The organism is Hymenobacter sp. UYCo722 (assembly GCF_040547115.1).
Lineage (GTDB): Bacteria > Bacteroidota > Bacteroidia > Cytophagales > Hymenobacteraceae > Hymenobacter.
Genome location: NZ_JBEPPC010000005.1, coordinates 30,746 through 48,000, shown reverse-complemented (window position 1 = coordinate 48,000; position 17,255 = coordinate 30,746). Strand labels below are relative to the sequence as shown.

At 65.9% G+C, this 17,255-nt stretch carries 11 protein-coding genes; 6 read left to right on the top strand and 5 right to left on the bottom strand.

The genetic code is table 11. The features are described from left to right. Positions 1 to 104: 104 nt before the first annotated feature. On the bottom strand, positions 105 to 380 hold the full coding sequence (locus ABIB44_RS13305) for a GNAT family N-acetyltransferase (RefSeq protein WP_354585134.1): 276 nt from the start codon (positions 378 to 380) through the stop codon (positions 105 to 107). A gap of 150 nt (positions 381 to 530) precedes the next feature. Between ABIB44_RS13305 and ABIB44_RS13300 the strand changes: the two genes are divergently transcribed. From ABIB44_RS13300 to ABIB44_RS13290, 3 genes are all read left to right on the top strand, one after another. Further along, a complete protein-coding gene (locus ABIB44_RS13300) occupies positions 531 to 917 on the top strand; it encodes a hypothetical protein (protein WP_354585133.1) in 387 nt (128 codons plus the stop codon). Positions 918 to 1,014: 97 nt separating this feature from the next. Next, a complete protein-coding gene (locus ABIB44_RS13295) occupies positions 1,015 to 1,284 on the top strand; it encodes a hypothetical protein (RefSeq protein WP_354585132.1) in 270 nt (89 codons plus the stop codon). A 323-nt stretch (positions 1,285 to 1,607) separates the two neighbouring features. Continuing rightward, positions 1,608 to 5,570 carry a SprB repeat-containing protein gene (locus tag ABIB44_RS13290; RefSeq protein WP_354585131.1) on the top strand — a complete coding sequence of 1,321 codons (3,963 nt, stop codon included), beginning with the start codon at positions 1,608 to 1,610 and terminating at the stop codon, positions 5,568 to 5,570. Between the two features lie 82 nt (positions 5,571 to 5,652). Here the strand turns inward: ABIB44_RS13290 and ABIB44_RS13285 are convergent, their stop codons facing one another. Then, the gene (locus tag ABIB44_RS13285) at positions 5,653 to 7,764 is read right to left on the bottom strand and encodes a TonB-dependent receptor family protein (RefSeq protein ID WP_354585130.1); all 2,112 of its coding nucleotides are present in this window, start codon (positions 7,762 to 7,764) and stop codon (positions 5,653 to 5,655) included. Positions 7,765 to 7,899: 135 nt separating this feature from the next. Here ABIB44_RS13285 and ABIB44_RS13280 point away from each other — a divergent pair, with 135 nt between their 5' ends. Next, complete coding sequence (locus ABIB44_RS13280) at positions 7,900 to 8,532, top strand: hypothetical protein (RefSeq protein WP_354585129.1); 633 nt, start codon at positions 7,900 to 7,902, stop codon at positions 8,530 to 8,532. A 57-nt stretch (positions 8,533 to 8,589) separates the two neighbouring features. Here ABIB44_RS13280 and ABIB44_RS13275 read toward each other — a convergent pair whose 3' ends face one another. Beyond that, positions 8,590 to 10,068 (bottom strand): L,D-transpeptidase family protein, encoded by a 1,479-nt coding sequence (locus ABIB44_RS13275; protein WP_354585128.1) that lies wholly within the window; start codon positions 10,066 to 10,068, stop codon positions 8,590 to 8,592. 156 nt (positions 10,069 to 10,224) lie between these two features. Here ABIB44_RS13275 and ABIB44_RS13270 point away from each other — a divergent pair, with 156 nt between their 5' ends. After that, positions 10,225 to 10,776, top strand: coding sequence for a hypothetical protein (locus tag ABIB44_RS13270; protein WP_354585127.1), 552 nt, complete (start codon positions 10,225 to 10,227; stop codon positions 10,774 to 10,776). A 254-nt stretch (positions 10,777 to 11,030) separates the two neighbouring features. On the opposite strand, the gene paaN is transcribed toward ABIB44_RS13270, so the two are convergent. Further along, complete coding sequence (gene paaN / locus ABIB44_RS13265) at positions 11,031 to 12,794, bottom strand: phenylacetic acid degradation protein PaaN (RefSeq protein WP_354585126.1); 1,764 nt, start codon at positions 12,792 to 12,794, stop codon at positions 11,031 to 11,033. Between the two features lie 273 nt (positions 12,795 to 13,067). On the opposite strand from paaN, the gene ABIB44_RS13260 reads away from it, so the two are divergent. Beyond that, entirely contained in the window at positions 13,068 to 15,866 is a 2,799-nt protein-coding gene (locus ABIB44_RS13260; protein WP_354585125.1) for a S8 family peptidase, read from the top strand. A gap of 41 nt (positions 15,867 to 15,907) precedes the next feature. On the opposite strand, the gene ABIB44_RS13255 is transcribed toward ABIB44_RS13260, so the two are convergent. Next, complete coding sequence (locus ABIB44_RS13255; protein ID WP_354585124.1) at positions 15,908 to 17,236, bottom strand: Y-family DNA polymerase; 1,329 nt, start codon at positions 17,234 to 17,236, stop codon at positions 15,908 to 15,910. Between the last annotated feature and the right edge of the window lie 19 nt (positions 17,237 to 17,255).

Below are 17,255 nucleotides of genomic sequence, written 5' to 3'. Positions count from 1 at the left end.
GCGCGGCGTGGCATCTCACGCGCAACAGTATTCATTTATTCAATGATTGCGCGCCAGATACTGCACTGCGCGCTGTTGGAGAATTACTACTGTTGCAGCAGCAGCTAGGCCAGTATATCGGCATACTCGGCCTGGTGGCGCTTCACGAAGCCAGCCATGAAGGTGCAGGTCGTTTTTACTTTCAATTGCTGCTCGCGGGCGTAGGCCAGCGCGGCGCGGGCCAGCTCGTCGGCCAGGCCCTGGCCCCGCAGGGCTTCATCGACGAAGGTGTGGGTGATGTCGATAACGTCGTCGCTGGGACGGGTATAGGCCAGCTCGGCGGCGTGGCCGTCGCGGGTGGTGGTGAACGCCTGATTAGTGGCGTCGTGCTGAATGGACATGGGCAGGTACTGAAGAGGTTAAGAAGCAACAGTGGATAAAAAACGACGACCCGAAGCCCGAAGCCGACCGGCCGCCGCTGGTTTGCGTAAAGAAGGAGGAAGACGGGCCCGGCCCGTTTGGTTTTTCACCCTTACCCGCCTCCCTCCCGCATGGATACGCAAAATTCCTCCCCTACGCCTAATTCTGAGAACCAGGCTGCCGCCGATACCCCCAACTACGGCGAGTTTGGCAATGCCGCCCGCAAAGGCCCCGCCACCGAAGCCCCCGGCCGCAGCGGGGCCAACGACAATCCCGATGAGTTCGCGGAGTTCGCGGACCGTGACGAAGAAGCCAAAAAATCTCCCGACAATCCAGAGGACCAGCCCGGCTACGTCGAGCAGAACCAGAACCCAGGGGCCGTGCGCGAAGCCCAGGGCAAAGACGACGACACCCAGCGCGCCGCCTGGGCCGCCGATGACCCCCGCTACGCCGGCGGCGGCACCCACAACACCCGCGAAGAGCCCGCCGACGCGAAATACCCTGACACCGACAAATAAGTACTTATCAGTGAGTAATCAGCATTGGGAATCAACTCAATGCTCCCAACTTCTTGCTGCTCAGCGCTAACTGTTCATAAATAACTGACCCCATACCATGGCCAACACGCCCAACAATAACTTCGACCAGGAGCCTTCGGAAGACGGCGCGTCAACTCCCATGCTTGATGCCGCCACCCACGGCCAGGTTCTCGACGATAACAATGCTTCGGGCCAGGAAAAGGCCGATGAGATGGACGACTCACTCCGCACCTTCGAGCAGGACATGGACGCCCGCGCCCAGGCCGGTGGCGACCCCGATGCCCTGCCCAAGGAGCTGACCGACCCCAGCGACCGCGCCTTCACCCTGCCCGAAGAGCACAGCTAGTTTCACCTGGCCACCAACGCCAAAAAGGCTTCCATCTCACTAGATGGAAGCCTTTTTGGCGTTGGTGGCTATTCGGCCTGCTCATAAATAACACTTTTCACATTCTAAAATAAAATTACAAATATAGCTTTGACAATATTTATAAGAAAAAACATAAAATTTATTGCAATAATAAATTTTATTATTAATTTTATGAATAAATCAATTAAATACTTGCTTAAATAAAGACACAAGCCCGCGCAAATCCGCCAACTGGTCCCTAGTAGCGGCATTGCCGCTGGGCAGCCAAACGATTTTATACTCCCATTCACACTTTTCTGCAGATGAAAACTATTACACCACTTCCTTCGCGGCCCTGTTGGGAGCCGCTCAGCCCACAAGCCCGCACCTTTTTGGTGCGAACGCTGGGCCTGCTATTGGCCGTGCTGCTGGCAGCCGGCACCGCTTTTGCCGCCCCAGCCCCGTCGTGGGCTGCCGGCATGGAGCCGGCCCCGCTGTTCGGCTACCTCACAGGGGCCCGCTGGGCGGTAACCGACCGCCTCAATGCCAGCAGCACCCGCACAGATATTACCTGCGGCGGTAATACGGGCACTATCACCACCCAGGTGACGGGCGGTACGCCGCCCTATTCCTACCGCTGGTCGAACGGCGCGACGACGCCCAACCTGATGGGACTGGCCCCGGGCCCTTACAACGTCGTGATTACCGACGCGCTGGGAGATGTGGCCAACTGCTCGGAAGTCATCCTGGATTTAACCCTACCCCTGCCGATAGCCATTGTGGTCGGTGTTCAGTGCAGCGGCGACGCCACGGGCAGTATCAGCCTTCGGGCTACTGGCCGAGAAGATGGCACCCCTAGTGGTGCATTTTACACTTTTCTATGGTCTAATGGGGCCACCACGCGAAACATCAGCGGCCTGACGGCGGGAACCTACACCGTGACCGTGACCGACGGTAATGGCTGCTCCCGTACCATTTCAGCAACCGTACCAGCGGCCGTGAGCCTGCTGGCCACCGCTACCCCCACCGACGCGAACTGCGGCGGCAGCGCTACCGGCAGCATCAGCTTAGCCGTGAGCGGCGGGGCCAGTCCCTACTCGTTCCGCTGGTCGAACGGAGCAACCACTCAGAACATAAGCGGCCTGATGGCTGGCACCTACTCGGTAACCTTGACCGATGCCAGCGGCTGCACCAGCACTACCGGTGCTACTATTCACGAGCCCGTCGCGTTACGCCTGAGCGTAACCAGCCCGCGGCCCAGCTGCTTTGGCGGCAGCACGGGCGGCGTAGGGGCGGCCGTGAGCGGTGGCACTTCTCCTTATACCTACCTGTGGTCGAACGGGGCAACTACAGCTAGCCTGAGCGGCGTAGCTGGCGGCACCTACAGCGTAACCGTAACCGATGCCCGGGGCTGCACCGCCACCGGCGCGGCCACTGTTGCCGAGTCGACCCAGATTACGGCCCTTGCCAGCAAAACCGACGTCACCTGCTACGATGCCCGCAACGGCACCGTCACCCTGGCCGTGAGCGGCGGCACTGCTCCGCTCACTTACCAGTGGTCGAACGGCGCTACCACCCAAAACCTGAGTGGCCTGGCACCGGGCACCTATACCGTAACCGTAACGGATGCGAACGGCTGCACGGCCACCTGTGGGGCTACCGTGGGCCGGCCCATCCAGCTGTTGGCCAGCGCCATGGCCACTGGTGCCCGCTGCGCCGACGGTACTGGCAGCGTGGCCCTCACGGCCAGCGGCGGCACCGGCCAGCTCACCTACTTGTGGTCGAACGGAGCTACCAGCCAGAACCTGAGCGGCGTTTCAGCCGGTACTTACTCGGTCACCGTGACCGATGCCAACGGCTGCACCGCCATGGCCAGCGCCACCGTGGGTTCGCCGGCCCAGCTGCGCGCCACAACGCACGTAATGGATGCGACTTGCTACAATGCCAGCAACGGCAGCGTCGACCTGACCGTGAGCGGCGGCACGGCTCCTTACGCCTATGTGTGGTCGAACGGGGCTACCACGCAGGACCTGGTGGCCCTGATGGCCGGCACCTACACGGTAACCGTAACCGATGCCAACGGCTGCACCACCACCTGCGGCGGCACCGTGGGCCGGCCTACCCAAATACTGGCCAGCGCCCTGGCCACTGGTGCCCGCTGCGCCGACGGCACTGGCAGCGTGGCCCTCACGGCCAGCGGCGGCACCGGCCCGCTCACCTACTTGTGGTCGAACGGGGCTACCAGCCAGAACCTGAGCGGTGTGGCACCGGGCACTTATTCCGTGACCGTGACCGATGCCAACGGCTGCACCGCCATGGCCAGCGCCACCGTGGGTTCGCCGGCCCAGTTGCGCGCCACGGCTACGGCCACGGCCGCTTCGTGCACGGGCGGTGCTACGGGCAGCGTGGCCCTGGTCGTGAGCGGCGGTACTGCCCCATTCACTTACCTGTGGTCGAATGGTGCCACGACGCAAAACCTGATGGGTGTGGCACCGGGTACCTACTCGGTAACCGTGACCGATGCCAACGGCTGCACGGCCAGCTGCTCGGCTACGGTGGGTGGAGCCACGGCGCTGCGAACCAGCATTACCACGACGGCGGCTACGTGCTGCACCAGCCGCAGCGGCAGCGTCGACCTCACGGTGAGCGGCGGCACGGCACCGTATTCCTACCTGTGGTCGAACGGGGCTACTACCCAGGATTTGAGCAACGTGGCCGCCGGTACCTACACCGTCACCATTACCGATGCGCTGGGCTGCACAGCCACGGCTTCGGCCACCATTACGCAGCCGGCCGGACTGGCCCTGAGCACCATGCTCACCAGCCCCTCATGCTGCAACGCCAGCACTGGCGGCATCGACCTGACGGTGAGCGGCGGTACGGCTCCGTACAGCTACTTGTGGTCGAACGGCGCGGTTACGCAGGATTTGAGCGGCATCGCGGCCGGCACCTACTCGGTAACGGTGACTGATGCGCGCGGCTGCACGGCCAGCACTTCGGCGACCCTTACGCAGCCCACCGCGCTGCGGGCCGGCACCAGCAGCACCAGTGCGACCTGCGCCAGTTCCAATGGTACGGCTACGGCTTCGGCTAGCGGCGGCACCGCCCCCTACTCCTACCGCTGGAGCCCTGGCGGCCAGACCACGGCTACGGCCACCGGCCTGGGGGCTGGCACTTACACCGTGACGATTACCGATGCGCGCGGCTGCACGGCCATGAGCTCGACGAGTGTGTTGGCCGCCGGCTGCAGCGAGCAGCACTGCACCCTCACGCAGGGCGGCTACGGCAACAGCAACGGCGTTATCTGCAAAGAGCCCTCTAAGCGCCGGCTGGAGCTGATTGCGGACATGTTCACGACCTCCAACCTGGTGCTCGGCGCGCCCGGCCGCAGCCTCACCTACAGCTACACTGGCGGCAGCAGCGCCGCCGCCAGGCTGGCCCGGCAGGCCACGGCCCAGTGCATCATCGACAAGCTGCCGGCCGGCGGCTCGGCGGCGGCCTTCCCCAGCACGCTGGGCAATGCCAGCGGCTGCGCCAGCTCGTTCCCCTCGGGCTTCCTGCGCAACGGCCGTTTCAACAACGTGCTCGTGGGCCAGACGCTGACCCTAGCCCTCAACCTGCGGCTGGACAACACCCTGGCCGGCGTGCCCCTGAGCGCGACCATGACCTCCTACGCTACGCTTAACTGCTCCTCGCCCAACCCGGGCGACCTGACCGGAATTTCCATCTCGATGCCGGCCGCCGTGCTCGGTAACCTGAGCTACGCCGGTGGCACGCCCACCGTGGGCAGCCTACTGGCCCTCGCCAATAAAGCCCTGGGCGGCGTGGCCTACGCCAACGGCGGCGGCAACCCGAGCCTCAGCGACATCAACTGCGCCGCGAGCCGCATCAACGAGCTGTTCGACGATTGCCGCATCTTCGATAGCTCGCGCACGCCGGTTTACTCGGCCAAAGCAGGTCGGCCTATGGCTGGCAGCGCCGCATCGGCTACCAACCTTGGGCTAGCCACTGAAGAAGCCCCGGGCGAAGCCGTCGCGCTGGCCGCCTTCCCGAACCCCTTCACGGCCGCAACGGCCCTCACGTTTGCCTTGCCCGAAACGGCCAGGTATTCGCTGTCGGTGTACGACCTGAAAGGCAGTGAAGTAGCCCGCGTGAGCAGCGGCGAGGCCCAGGCCGGCGTGCGCTACAGCTTCGCCGTGGGCGCGGGCCTGCAGGAGGGCGTGTACGTGGCCCGGCTGGTTACCGCCACCGGCACGCAAATCATTCGCCTGAACCTGCTGCACTAAATTCGCAGCGCCTGCTTTTGGGCAGTGTCAAAGAGCCGGCCCCTTGCGTGGCCGGCTCTTTTTTTGTGTTCCAAAAACTGCGCTAAAAGCGCCAGCCCAGCTGCGCGCCGCCGTACCAGGCCCGGCCCGAAGCCGGCTGAAAGTAGCGTCCGCCAAACGCGTTGAGGTCGTTGCCGAGGCTGTAGCGCCGGTTGGCCGCGTTGTCGAAACCAGCATAGAGGTTAGTTACGAGATGCCCCGCCAGCGTGCGCCGCCAGCCGCCCCGCGCCCCGAATACCCAGTAGCCGGCCGCCACCTCGGTGTTAGCATCGTTGAGGACGACGCGGGCCTGGTGGCTCAGGCTGGGGCTGAAGTAAAAGCCCAGCCGCTCGCTGAAATCGAGCCCCGCACTGAGCGTATGGGGCGTGGTGCCAGTGAGGCGGTTGCCGCTGAGGTCGACCCCGCCGCCGCTGGGGTAGCTGTCGAAACGGAAGTCGTTGTAGGCGTAGCTGGCCCAGGCGCGCAGGCCCCGGCCGGTGGCCGGCCCATCGTCGGGGGCATTCGGCACCGGGGCTACTTCGCGCCAAAGCCAGCCGCTGAGGGCGGCTTCGAGGCCGCGCTGGTGGGTGCGGCCGGTGTTGCGAAACACCACAATGCCCTGCGCCGTGCTGCTGCTGACGATGGTTTCGCGCAGCTCCAGGTCGAATATGCTCACATCGTAGGACAGCCGATTTCCCCCTAGCTGGCCGCGCGCGCCCGCCTCGTAGCTGGTGCCGCGCTCGGCCTGCAGGTCGGCGTTCAGGCTGCCGTCGGAGGGCCGGATTTCCTCCACCGTGGGTGGCGCGAAGCCGGTGCTCACGCTGGCGTAAGCCGCCAGGGCCGGGGCAAATTCCTTCAGCAAGGCCACGCGGGGCGACAGCACCGGCCGGAAATCGCGGGCAAACCGGTAGCCCGTGGGGTTGGCAGCGGCCGCGCTGCTGCGCGTGATGCCGTAACGCAGGCGGTTGTAGCTGGCGGCGGCTGTGAGGAGCAGGCCGGCGGGCAGCTCGTAATCGGCCTGCGCGAACACGAAGCCCGTGGTGGTCGTGATGTCATCGTCGTAGCGCAGCGCACCGGGCGTGCCGGCCACGTTCAGGTAGCTGCGGCCGTTGGCCAGGCTGCCCTGAAACTCGCCACCGCCCTGTAGCCGCAGCGGCCGGCCGGCCACGGCCGTGCGCCAGCGCAGGGCCGTGCGCCCACCCCCGCCCACGGCCGTACCCAGCTGGTAATCGACCAGAAAAGGCGTGCGCACCGCCGACCCGCTGCCGTAGAGTGTGGTCTGCAAATCGAGCCTGTCATTGAACCGGTACGCGTGCGTGAGGCCCAGCAGGCCGGTGCGCGAGGCGTAGTACGCCTGCTGGGCCACGGTGCCGGGCGCGGCGGCCGTGCCGGGCCGCGCCTGCCGGGGGTCGGCCTCGAACTGCGCCCGGGTGAGGCCCCCGGGCAGCTGGTAGCTGATGTCGGCGTAGAGCAGGTGCACGGCCAGCGTGGTGTGGGGCGAGGCCGTAGTCCGCACATCGAGGGCCAGCACATCGCGCTGCAGGGCGCTTTGCTGGCGGTAGCCGTCGAGGCTTTGGTGGGCGTACCGGGCGCTGACGCTGGTGGTGGCGCTGCCCGTTTCGGCCGCGATGGTGCTGCGGCGCAGGCCGTAGCTGCCCACCGTGGCCCCCACCGAAACCCGGCTGGTACCAGCGGCCACGCCCGGCGTTTCGAACCGGGCCACACCGCCGGTGCCCGCGCCGTACACGCTGCCGGCGGGCCCTTTCAGCACTTCGATGCGGCCAATGAGGGCGGGGTCGAGCAGGTTGAGCGGGGTGCTGCCGCCGGCCTCAGTGAAGGGCAAGCCGTTGTAGTACACTTTCACGTTGCGCACCCCGAATGGCGAGCGCAGCGTGCTGCCCCGAATGCTGAGCCGGTAGCTGGCCGTGGCGCGCTCCTCGAGCCGCACGCCGGGCAGCGTGTTCACGGCCTGGGTGAGCGCAGCGGGGCTGAACTGCTCAATGGTGCGGGCATTGAGCACGCCCACGGCGGCGGCGGTGCGGCGCAGCGGCAGTTGCTGGCCGTAGCCGGTGACGGTAGCGGCGGGCAGGGCCACGGCGCGGGCAGTATCGGTGGGCGCTTGGGCCAGGGCAGGTAGCGGCAGCAACCCCAGCAGCGCAAGGAAACGAAACGACATAATGGGAAACAGGTACGGGAGAGGCAGACCGCCGGCATACGCGAATTGTTGGGCGGCCGCGTACTTTTTGCTCGCCTTACTGCGTTGCCATTAGCCGCAGCGCGCTTGCTGCGCTGGCACTTCGCTTCTCGCTCTATGCATCTCCACTTGCCCCGCCGCTACCGCCGTTGCCTGCTGCTACCCCCGGGCTTACTGGCGCTGGCGGGGCTGTTGCTAGTGGGCTGCCTGGCGCTGCGCCCGTGGCAGGAGCGGCTGACGCGGCGGAGCACTATGCAGTTGACGATGCCGACACTGCAGGCCAGACACAGTGCGCTGGCCTATTTCTTCGAACCTGAAAAACTCCCAGAATTTCACGAGTGGTACGACTCCTACCTCGATGGCAGCCAGTCTGGCGATGCGTGGCGGACCGCCGGTATTACCGGCCAGGCCGCCGCCATGCGGGCCACGCCCTCCCGCGACCAACGGCTTCGCGTGCGGCTGGGCCCACAGGCTACTTTCGCGGAACTGGTTTTTCTATTGAATACCATGGCCCGGTTTAACATCAAAAAGTACGCTTTCGATATCAGGAAAGAGCCCATTACTTTTTATGCTTTCACGGTATCGCCCCTGGCCCATCACCGCCAGGAGATAATGCCCGCGGCGGCCGGTTTTAGATACCAGCCCCCCATTCGTCCCTATCCATCATCGTCCGACCGTTCAGCCTCCTACCGCACCCGGCTCCGCCATTGGCAGGACGCACTTTGGAATTTCGAGCACGGCTATTACTAGTGCCGGTAAGGTTGTAAGATGGCTAAAAGTCCAGCCCCGCTCCGGGCATGCAGCTGCCTACGGGCAATACAGCGCCTCCCGCAGCGCCTGGTCCTGCCCGTAAATATCCCGGTAGAAGCGCAGGCGGCCGTTTTCGGCCGTGACGGTGGCATAGCGCAGGTAAATGGGCAGCGGCCGACGCAACAGCACATCCTGCGGCGGAGACTTACGGGCCTCGGCGGATGTGAGCAGCGGCGTGGCGTTGCCCTCGCGGCGTAGCAGCCAGGCGGCCAGCTCGCGCGGGCGCTCTACCCGAATGCAGCCGTGGCTAAGGGCGCGGTCGGCCTGGGCGAAGAGGTAGCGCTCGGGCGTGTCGTGCAGGTACACGAGGTAGGGGTTGGGGAAGTGAAACACGAAGTTGCCCAGCACGTTGCGCGGCCCGGCCTCCTGCCGAATAGTGTACCTGAACGTCTGCTCCGTCACCTCACGCCAGGCGATGCGCCAGGGGTTGCGGCGTTGGTGGCGGCCATCGTACACGGCCAGGTCGCTTGCGGCCAGGAAGCTGGGGTCGTCCTGCAGGCGGGGCAGCATTTCCTGGCTGGCAATGGAGTATGGCACATTCCAGACCGGGGCCAGCGTGAAGTACTTGATGCGGCTGCGCAGCGTGGGCGTGGGCGTGGCAGGTTTGCCCACAATCACGCGATGGCGGCGCTGCACGGTGTCGTGTCCCATCACCAGCAGCTCGAAGGCGGGGATGTTCACCAGCAGGTATTCGGGCTCGGCGATGGGCTCGGCGCGCCAGCGCTCCAGGTTGAGGGCGATGTGCTCGAAGCGGCTGCGGTGGCGGGCCACCACCGAATCGGGCGGGCCGGGCGGCTGGGCCAGCCACTGCGCCAGCGCCAGCTGCAGCTGGCGGTACTCGCAGTTGGTGGGCTGGCCGGCCAGCAGCGCCTGGGGGCCCGTGCCATCGGCCACGGCGGCGCGGAGCTGGGCCACGGCCACGGCCGGCTGCTGCGGGCGGTGCCGCCGGCCGTGGCGCAGGTCGTGCGCGAAAGTCAGCACGGCATCGGTCAGGGCCACATCGAAACGGGCCAGCCGCGATTGGTATCCGCCGGCCGGTTCGGTTGCGGCGGGCGCGGCCAGCGAATCGCGCAGGGCCAACAGGCCGGGCAGGCCGTAGTCGGGGGGCAGCAGGCCGTAGTCGTAGGCCCGGGCCAGCAGCGCCAGGGCTGCCCGGGCCGGCGCGCCCAGGGTATTGGCGGGCGGGGCACTACCCCAGGCGGGCTCCCCGGCCAGCCGGTAGAACGCCCGCACGGCCGCCCCGCTCCGCAGGTTGCGCAGGGCATCGGCGGGACGCAAAGTATCGAGCCACTCCGCGATGCAGGCCGCCACCGTGGGCACGCCCGGTACCACTCCACTCACCGGCGCGGCGGCGGCAACCGCAGATGGCCCCACTGCCGGGCCAACAGCAGTACGGCAGCTATCCAGCGCCCCGGCCAGCAACAGCCCCAAGAAACGCAGCAGCAGGCGGCGGCTAATTTGTAGGGGTATTATCATGGGCAGACGCAAATAGTTGAAAGCTTATTGAATATAAGAAAATAAATGCTTTTATATTTTAACAATTATGGTTACTTGACACTCCGGCCAATGCCAGCGGGCTGCTATCTTGGCTACCTGCCGCCGGGCGCTGCTGCCCGGCGTGGTTTTTCCGTTATGCCCCCCCTTTCGCCCGATTTGCGCCACGCCCTGCTCGACCTGCCTCAGAAAGAAAAGGACCAGCTCCTCACCCGCCTCGTAGCCCAGGATGCCGTGCTTACCGAGCAGCTCGCTTTCCGCTTACTCGAAGGCCCGGATGCCCTCGAAACCCGCCGCGCGGCCCTGCGCGCCCAGGTCGACGACCCGGTGCGCGGCTTCCACCCCACGCCCAACGACCTGCTCGTGATTGTGCGGCAGCTGCAGGCCCGGCTGGCTTACCACGCCAAAATCACCGGCGACGTATTCGGCGAAATCGAGCTGAGTTGGCGGCTGCTGCACAACGTGTTCCAGCATCAGGCGGCCACCACGGCCCGGCTGCACGGCCCCACCCAACCCCTGCTCCAGCACCTGGCCAAACGCACCCACGAAGTCCTGAAACAAACCGCTAGACTGCACGAAGACTACCACCTCGAGTTGGCCGAGACCGCCAACGCCGTGCTGGCCGCCTTGTGGCAGTCGGGCGCGGCCCCCCTGGCCCGTGAGCTGGGCCTGCCCCGGATTTTAAGCTGATACCACGCGGGTAAACGAAGCCAAAGCTCCCGAAGGCGGCAGCACTTTAGCCCTTACCGGGTTTCCTTTCCGCTCACCGAAAGTATGAGGCCCTAACCGCCAAGGCCGGCCACCCCTATAAGTTCGCCAAAGCGCATTAAAAAAGGCCCGCCGCTTCTTCCGAAGTGGCGGGCCTTTTTTAATGCGCAATTATCAATGAGCAATGTCGGGAATGCGTTCCGGCAGCCTATTGCTCATTGATGATTGCGCATTGATTAAGCTACTGGTTCGCGGAAGCCCACCCAGGTGAAGCGCTTGATGACGAACTCGGGGTTGGTGAAGCTGGCGTTGCCGGCGGGGTTGCCGCCCGTCACGTGGAAGTCGGAGAAGCCGGCGTTCTGGTTCACGTAGATGCCGCCGGTGAGGTTGAAGCTGACGGGCGTGCCGGCCAGGCTCATCTCGTCCATAATCTGTTCCTTGATGGCCGAATCTGTGGTGTAAGCGCCGCACGAAATCGCGCCGTGCTCGCGGGCCAGCTGCGCCGCCAGGTGGATGCTTTCCTGCGTATCCTTGGTCTTGATAACCAGCATAATCGGCCCGAACAGCTCCTGGCTGAACTGCTCCACGTTATCGGAGCCAATTTCGTGGATGCTGGTCGAGCAGGTGCGCGCGTTCTGGAACACCGGGTTCTCAATGGTGCCGTGGGCCAGAATGGTCCGGCCGCCATCGAGGGCCATTTGCTTCACCCGGTCGTGCGTTACTTCGCTCTGGATGGCCCCGAACACGTGCGGGCCGGCCTTGGGGTTGGTGGCCAGGCCCGTGACGGCGGCCGATATTTTCTGCACCACGTCTTCGTAGGGCACCATTGCATCACCCACTTTCACGCCGGCAGCCGGGATGAAGAAGTTCTGGGGCGCGGTGCACATCTGGCCCGAGTACAGGCTCACGGAGAAGGCCAGGTTCTGGGCCACTTTGTCGAGGTCGTCGCAGCTGTCGATGATGATGCTGTTGACGCCGGTTTTCTCGGTGAAAACGGTTTTGCCCTTCAGGCCCTCAATGTATTCGCCGAAGGCCGAGCCGCCGGTGTAGTCGATGAGCTTGATGGCCGGGTTTTCGGCCAGCTCCTTGGCAATGAGGTGGTCGTCGGCGTCCACGGCCAGCTGGCAGATGTGGGGGTTCAGTCCGTTCTCCTTCAGCACTTTCTGCACCTCAGCCACCACAATGGCAATGGGCAGCACGGCCTTGGGATGGGGCTTGATGATGGTGGGGTTGCCCGTGACGAGCGAGGCAAACATGCCGGGCACCGTGTTCCAGGTCGGGAACGTGGAGCAGCCGATGACCAGGGCCAGGCCCTTGGGTACGGCGCGCCAGGTTTTGTTGAGCGTGATGCTGTATTTGCCCATGGGCTTCTCCCAGCGGGTTTCTTCGGGGAAACGGGTTTGCTCCTCGTAGCCGGCGGCGATGGCCTCCAGGGCGCGGTCGGCGGCGTGCGGGCCGCTGGCCTGAAACGACATCATGTAGGCCTGCCCCGTGGTGTGCATGGTGGCGTAGGCAATCTCGAAGAAGCGGTTTTTCATGCCCTCCAACGCCTCCGTGAGCAGGGCCGCGCGCAGGGCCGGCTTCAGCTTGCGCCACTCGCCAAAAGCGGCCTGGGCGTTGGCCACCAGCGTTTCGGGCTGGTAGAACGGGTATTTGATATCGAGCGACTTTTGCTCGTAGGGCGACTCTTCCTGGCCGGCCCAGCCCTGGGGCTCGCCCTGCTGCAACTCGGTAAAATGCTGGCCGCGCATGGCGGCGAACTTCTCGCGCCCTTGCGCGTCGGCATCGGCCCCGTAGATGTCGGGCGAGGGGTTTTCGGGGAAAGCGGCGTAGAACGTGCGCCCATGCAGGGCCTGCACGGCGGCGTCGAGGGTAGCCTGGTGCTTGTTAATCATCGGGGGTGGGTCGGGTTGATTTGGGAAGATTTGGCGCGGCCGCCGGGCCGCCCCGCAAGTTACGGCGAGCGGCCAGATGCGGCGGGGCGTGTTGGAGTAAAGCATCCAGAACGATAATGGGAACGTCCTGCTGAGCCTGCCGAAGCATCTCTACCGCTGCAGTAATCTAATTGACTGGCTTACACTGCGCGGTAGAGATGCTTCGACTTCGCTCAGCATGACGTCCCCCCTATCGCCCGTCTCTCGTTAGGCCCAACTGGCCGCAGTCCGAACCCTCCTGCCTTTCGTAGTGTAGTAGCTTTACTTATCTCCTTTCACCGGTTCTTTTGCCTGATGAAAAACACGTTACGCGCATTCTTATTACTGTTTTTAATTGGATTGACTGCCCCCCTGCGCGCCCAGTCAGTACCGCCCACCGTTCCCGGCCAGCTGGTGCTGAAGCTGCGCCCCGGCCAGTCGCTGGCGGTGCTCGAAACGGCCCTGCAAACGCTGGGGGCCGGGCCGCTCACCCAAAAATTCCCGCACGCGCTACCGCCCAGCGGTGAGCGCCCCGGCAGTGTGGAGCTGCGCGAAATTTACCAGTTTCGCACGGCGGCTGATTTGAATAAAGCCCGGGCCGTGCTGCTGGCCACCGGCGCGGTCGAGTACGTCGAGCCACTCTACATCCGCCAGCCGCAGTACCAGCCCAACGACCCGTTCGCGGACTCCACGCTCACCAGCCTCACGGCCAGCCAGTATTATCTGAAGCAGATTAAGGCCTACCACGCCTGGGACATCACGCGCGGCGACAGCAGCATCGTCATCGGCATCACCGACGGCGGGGTGCGCCTCACCCACGTCGAGCTGGCCCCCCAGATTAAGCACAACTACGCCGACCCCATTAATGGCATCGATGATGACCGGGACGGCTACGTCGACAACTTCACGGGCTGGGATTTGGCCAACAACGACAACGACCCGGGCTACGACATCAGCATCGTGCACGGTACGCTGGTGGCGGGCGTGGCCGCCGCCCGCGTCGATAACGGCCAGGGCATTGCCGGGCTGGGCAACCAGTGCCGCTTTTTGCCGCTGAATATTTATCCCAATACGCCTACTGGCACGTTTGCCGGCATCGAGGCGGTGGTGTACGCGGCCGACCACGGCTGCCAGGTTATCAACATGAGCTGGGGCGGACCGGGCGGCTACTCGCAGTTCGAGCAGGATGCCATGACTTACGCCGCCGTGAACCGCGACGCCGTGCTGGTGGCCGCCGCCGGCAATACCAACGCCGACCTCGATTTCTACCCCGCCAGCTACCAGCACGTCATTTCCGTGTCGGGCGTCGACAACACCGATACCAAAGCGAGCAACGCCACCTTCAGCCACCGCATCGACCTCACGGCCCCGGGCATCAGCATTCTTACCTGCTACGGCTACCACCTGGCCAACGGCGGCGGCCCGGCCGACAACGACTACACGGCCGTGGGCGGCACCTCGTTTGCCGCCCCGCTGGTGGCGGGCGCGGCGGCGCTGGTGCGCCGGCAGTTCCCCAATTATAACGCCGACCAGGTGGCGGCCCGCCTGCGCCAGACCACCGACAACATCGACGCGCTGCCCGCCAACGCCGCTTGGGCCGGCCGCCTGGGCACCGGCCGCCTCAACGTGCTAGCCGCCCTCACCCGCGCCAACCTCACCGAAGCACGGGTGGTGAGCAGCGCTTTCGCGCCGGCCCGCGCCGCCTACGCCCCCGGCGAAATCATTAGCCTGACGGCCGCCGTGCAGAACCTGCTGGCCCCGGTGGCGGGCCTCAGCGTTACGCTCACCTCGCTCTCGCCCTACGTCACGGTGACGGCGGCCAGCTTCGCGGCGGGCAACCTGGGTACGCTGGGCCGGGCCGATAACGCGGCCGCGCCCTTCCGGTTGGCCGTGGCCGCCAGCGGCATTCCACTCAACACCCGGGCTACGCTGCGCTACCGCCTCACGGCGGCCGGCGGCTTCCAACTCGACCAGTACGTGGACCTGATTCTGAACCCCGATTACGTAGTGCTCGACGCCAACGACCTGCGCCTGACCCTCACCAGCCGCGGCAACCTGGGCTACGACAACATTTTCGGCACCGTGGGCGCGGGCCTCACCTACCGGGGCAGCGGCAACCTGCTCAGCGAAGGCGGGCTGCTGCTGGCCACCACGCCCACCCGCGTTTCCGACCGCCTGCGCAGCAGCCGGGGGCAAATGCGGCAGTCGTTTTTCAGCCTGCGCCAGGCCACCCGCCAGCAGCCCGGCCCCCGCGCCGACCAGGAAGCCCGCGTGGCATTTCAGGACTCGGTTCCGGCCGCCGGGGCGGCGGCGCGCAGCGTGGGCGTGGCTGTGCGCCAGCGCGCCTACGCCTGGGCTACGCCCGGCCGCCGCGACTTCGTGGTGCTCGAATACTCGCTCAAGAACCTCACCGCCGATACCCTCAAGCCTCTTTACGCCGGCATTTTCGCCGACTGGGACCTGCCCACGCCCGACGGGGCGGCCCACAACGCGGCGGCCTACGACAGCCTGCGTGCCCTGGCCTACTCCTACGCGCTGGGCCAACTGCCGCCCCCGGCCACGCCCGCGCCGGGTACCTACGCGGGCCTCCGGCTGCTGCGCGGCGGCCCGCCAGCCGTGTATTCCATCGACGGCAACGCGCCCGCCGGCAGCCCCGTGCGCCTGGCCGACGGCTTCTCGGCAGCCGAAAAATTCCGGACTTTGAGCAGCGGCACTGCCCGCGCCCAACGCACTGCCGGCCTACCCAACGGCTCCGACGTGATGCAAGTGCTCGGCACCCGCCTGGCCCGCCTGGCTCCCGGCGACTCGGCCACCGTGGCCTTTGCCGTGCTGGCCGCCTCCACCCTGGCCCAGCTGCAATCCTCGGCCGATGCGGCGGCGGCAGCTTATGCCACGGTATTGCCCACGCGGACGGCTCAGGCCGTAGCCGGGTTCAGCGTGTACCCTAACCCCACCACCGGCCTGCTGCACGTAGAAATATCACCCGACTTTGGCCTGCGGGAAATCCGGGTGCATAATGCGCTGGGGCAGCTGGTGCGGCGGCAGCCAGCCAGCGGCGCGGCGGCGGCTATTAGTCTCTCAGGACTGGCCCCGGGGCTTTATCTGTTGCGGGTGCAAGGCACGAGCGCGGTAGTGAGCGAGACCGTGGAAGTGCGGTAGCCAGTACCAATCCGTACGTTTCGAGGCTGGGTTACGACGCATTAGCTCAATTGCCACAGCCCCTCCCAACTGGTGGTGTAGAGGGGCGAGCGGTAAGCGGCCCGCCCGGCCCAGGCCGGCGGCCGGCCGCTCGGCTTCCCGGCAGTTGCTACTGCCAGCTGCACCGCCGCCCGGCCAAACTGGCTGTTGAGCCGGTCGAGCGTGGCCATGAGCTGCGCGCGCTGCGGCGGCACGGGCGCAGCGGCTGGCTCGAACAGGCCGAGCTGAACCTCGCCGGTCCGTTCCAAACCGCTCAGCAGCACACCGGCGCGGTGGTAGGCCGTGCCCGGCTGCCGCAGGCGCGCCAAGCCTTGCAGGGCAGCTTGCGTGAGGCGGCTGGTGTCGGCCGTGGCGGCGGGCAGGGTCACGCAGGCGGTGTGGGTGCTGGGGCCGCCGGTGGGCGCGAATCTATCGGTACCGAGGATGACGGTGACCAGATGCGCACCCAGGCCGTGGCGGCGCAGCTTTTCGGCGGCTTTAGCGGCAAAGGTGGCCACGGCTTCGGCCAGCGCGGCGGGCTCGTGCTGGGGGCGACCGAAGGAGCGGGTGCAGGTTACGCTGTGGCGGGCGGCTCCATTAGCTGCCAGGGGCTCGCCGGCCTCGTCCCACTCGGCGGGGTTCCAGTCGAGGCAGGCGTGGCCGTGCAGCTCGCGCCACAAGCGCTGGCCCACCACGCCGCCCAGGTGGCGGCGCAGCCAGGCTTCGGGCAGGGCCGCCAGGGCCGCGCCGGTGGTAATATTCATTTCCAGCAGCTTGCGGGCGTAGCGCCGGCCCACGCCCCAAATGCTTTCTACCGAAGCCTCGGCCAGGGCGGCCTGCCAGCGGGCCGGCGTGTCGAGCAGCACCACGCCGCTGGTGCCCTGCTTACGGGCCAGGCGGTTGGCCAGCTTGGCCAGCGTTTTGGTGGGCGCGATGCCCACGCAGGTCGGAATCCCGGTTTGCTGCCGCACCCGGGCCCGCACTTCGGCCCCGTAGGCCAACAGGTCGGGCGCGAGCAGGTGCATGCCGCTGAAATCCAGAAAAGCTTCGTCGATGGAATACACTTCGACCCCAGCCGCGAAGCTGCTCAGCACCTGCACCACGCGCCGGCTCATGTCGCCATACAAGCCGTAGTTCGACGAAAAAACCTGCACGCCGTGCTGGGCCAGGCGCGGCCGGGCCAAGTGGTGGGGCTCGCCCATGGCAAAGCCGAGGGCTTTGGCTTCGTCGGAGCGCGAAATCAGGCAGCCGTCGTTATTGCTGAGCACCACCACGGGTCGGCCTTCGAGGCGCGGAGCGAAAACCCGCTCGCAGGAGACGTAAAAATTATTGCAATCGACGAGCGCAAACATAATAGCAGCGAAAAAGCTC